We start from the raw sequence: 2,759 nt of genomic DNA, 5'->3' as shown, positions 1-2,759 counted from the left end.
CCAAGCGCCACGCCCTCTACCAACAGGCTCGCGCAAGCCATCCCGAACGCTGGAGTGGCGCGACACGCAACTGGACCTACATCGACGCTGTCACCCTCAACCCTGAGCGAGAAGCAATCGTGCAGAGCCACATTGAACTCAACCAACGGCCGCTTGCGGCCTGAGTAAACGGGCGACAACTACGTTGACGCGCACCGAGAGCAGGCGGGGGGCTCGGGGGCTTGCTGCTGGGGGAGGTTGATGTCGACAGAGTGCTGGAGTGTTGGGCGGCAGCTTGGGGCCCTTAGCTGACGGTCGGCTTACCCCTTACGAGCCAGGTTGGCCTCGATCCACGACGCCACATCAGTTACATCGATGGCTCGGGATTCATTAAACGTGCTGCTCTTGTCCCAGGCAACACCGCGTCCCTGGGCAAACGCCGCGCGATACTTCCGCATCATGTTTTTCGGGTCGCGCGCCAGCTCGTCCATGAGCTGCTGCTCAGTCCATTCACTACGGCTGAAGGGCCGGCCGAGGCCCGTCTGCAATTTGTCGGCCAGCTCTCCGTACGCCACCGTGTCGCCGGCAAGATACACGATCTCGTTGCGGATGCGGGGTACGGCGAACACCACCTCAGCCGTCAGCGCACCGATGTCTGCGGGTGTGGTCACAGTTACCTGAGTGTCGAGGCTGCCCAAGGCGCGAACTGTGTCATTCTCAAGGTCGACGACACCGAACTCTGGCTCGAACAGATAGCTCATGAACATCCCGGTCGAGATGATGACCCACTCCGTTTGATCCTGACTGCGCAGCAATTCACGCACGTCCAACTGCGCGTCGAAAATGTCCTGCGGACTGCCGCGACCGATGACGTCGAAGTCGACGCCAAACTGCCAGGGGAAGTACCTTGGGATGCGCGCCTGCAGAGCGGAGTACGCAAGCTTCATAGGGGTGTTGACACCTGCGGCATAGCCGGCGCAGCCAATCACTGTGTCGTAGCGCGCAAATACCTGGGCAAGCTCGTCGACCGAGCTCCGGACAAGATCGCCCACCACCATCTCGATGCCGAGCTTTCGGATCTCCGCAATGTCAGCTTGCTTGGCCGGTTCGGCGGATTCCACCGCGCTCGCCCGCAGTAGGACACTGATCTTGGCACCGGGTGCGTTCGAGGCCCGCCGTGCCAGGCTGCGCAGTACTGGGAGGCCAAGTTCGCCAGCGCCGAGGACAAGAATGTTTTGTGACGTAGAGTTAGGATCTGACCGGTTCATTGTTTGCTCACTGATAAAAGTCAGGTCAGTCTATTGGCGCGAACTCTTCGATGTAAGAAGGCACACACGTGATACCGGGGACAAAACGGCAGTGAACAGAGACGAAATCCTCAAGTATGCGCAAACGGTGTGCGACGGCCTGCGCGCCGATGACGACGGCGTCCGCCGAGAGGTTTTGGCGCACGCTGGGAGTCGTTGGTCCCTGGGAATCGTCCACACGCTCGGGGTATATGGACGGCTGCGGCACGCTGAGATAGGCCGTCGCATGCATGGGGTCACCCAGCGCATGTTGACGCTGACCTTGCGTCAACTGGAGCGTGACGGGTTAGTTGTACGCCATGACTTCGACGAGGTGCCGCCCAGGGTCGAGTACGAGCTATCCGAAACGGGAATGGAGCTACTTGTTCGACTGGTGCCGCTGTGGACATGGATAGTCGAGAACGCAGATAGCTTCCGGGAAGCACGGCAAAGATTCGCCACCCAGCACGACGATGCGGACATGTAGCTTCGTCCTCAGCCACATTCGCGGACTGCCCACGTCAAGCCGCCGCGAGCCGTCATTAAATTCATGCCTCATAGTGGAACGACTGCATATGGCCGCATCCTGCCACAGCCCTCGATCTCGGCGTTCAGTCTTTTTGGGAAACAAATCCGTGCGCGGTTTCCCTGATGCGCGGGGAACTCGCTGTGGCCGCCAGTTCGCGTAGCGTCTTCAATAGCGAGATACCGTCAACTTCAGTCGTCCCGGCATTCAACAATCGACCTACCATACGGACGCCGAATTCGCTCGGCCGCCGGCCGAGGGATCTGAGAAGTTCGGTCTCGTAATTTGGCAGCGCCTCCAGACCATGGAGGACACCCCAGACCACGCCAAAGCCTTCTTCCTCCGGATAGCGCTCAAACACGCTCAGCAGTTCGGGTATTGCCTGCTCGGGATGTCCCGCCTGCCAAAGCTCAGCCATAAGCGAGTCCAAGGCAAGCCAGTTGTCCTCCTTCGGCGCAAAGGTGGCAATGTCGTGAGCGATGTCGGCTGTGGTTCGAGGCATGACCAGAGATTCGGGGGCGTGGCCCGCTTATTGTTCACAACTTGACGGGGCGGCAGGAAGGGCCGGTTCTGGCCGTGCTCAGCCCTCAGGAGAACCATCGAAGCTCGCCGAAAAACTCAGCCAGTCGGGGTGGCTCAGCGTCAGGTCAAAGAAGTCGTCGACATAGACAAGCCCGAGGGATTCCAAGCGCCGGACGAACTCGTTGCATGCCTCCCCACCGAAGGATGAATCGCCCCGGGATTCGCGGAGGCTGTTTGGTTTAAGTCAGGCCACCACCTCGGTGTTCTGACTGGCGAGTTGCCGGTAGTAGTTTGCCTCGGCTTCTGCTGGCGGGATATACCCGATGGATTCGAGCAGGCGATGGTGGTTGAACCACGACACCCATTCAAGCGTTGCGAGTTCCACTGCCTCCTTCGTTTTCCAGGGTGCTCGGCGATGAATGAGCTCGGCCTTGTAGAGCCCGTTG

4 protein-coding genes are annotated in these 2,759 nt (G+C 60.0%); 1 reads left to right on the top strand and 3 read right to left on the bottom strand.

Translation table 11 applies throughout. The features are described from left to right. Window positions 1-299 precede the first annotated feature (299 nt). Window positions 300-1,247: an aromatic alcohol reductase gene (locus tag QMO14_RS33110; RefSeq protein WP_301512362.1), complete on the bottom strand. Its 948-nt coding sequence runs from the start codon at window positions 1,245-1,247 to the stop codon at window positions 300-302. Window positions 1,248-1,338: 91 nt separating this feature from the next. Between QMO14_RS33110 and QMO14_RS33105 the strand changes: the two genes are divergently transcribed. Next, complete coding sequence (locus QMO14_RS33105; protein ID WP_301512360.1) at window positions 1,339-1,752, top strand: helix-turn-helix domain-containing protein; 414 nt, start codon at window positions 1,339-1,341, stop codon at window positions 1,750-1,752. 124 nt (window positions 1,753-1,876) lie between these two features. Here QMO14_RS33105 and QMO14_RS33100 read toward each other — a convergent pair whose 3' ends face one another. Further along, the gene (locus QMO14_RS33100; RefSeq protein WP_301512358.1) at window positions 1,877-2,293 is read right to left on the bottom strand and encodes a hypothetical protein; all 417 of its coding nucleotides are present in this window, start codon (window positions 2,291-2,293) and stop codon (window positions 1,877-1,879) included. Window positions 2,294-2,557: 264 nt separating this feature from the next. Beyond that, on the bottom strand, window positions 2,558-2,759 hold a 202-nt coding region (locus QMO14_RS33095; RefSeq protein WP_301512356.1), incomplete at its 5' end, for an IS3 family transposase.

The sequence above is a fragment of the Variovorax sp. CAN15 genome (assembly GCF_030462475.1).
Lineage (GTDB): Bacteria > Pseudomonadota > Gammaproteobacteria > Burkholderiales > Burkholderiaceae_C > Variovorax.
The sequence above is the reverse complement of the archived record's forward strand: the minus strand, read 5'-3'. Positions and strand labels throughout refer to the sequence as shown.

Coding starts and splice junctions, on each gene's coding strand:
- QMO14_RS33110 (WP_301512362.1), bottom strand. CDS start 1,247: ATGAACCGGTCAGATCCTAACTCTACGTCACAAAACATTCTTGTCCTC.
- QMO14_RS33100 (WP_301512358.1), bottom strand. CDS start 2,293: ATGCCTCGAACCACAGCCGACATCGCTCACGACATTGCCACCTTTGCG.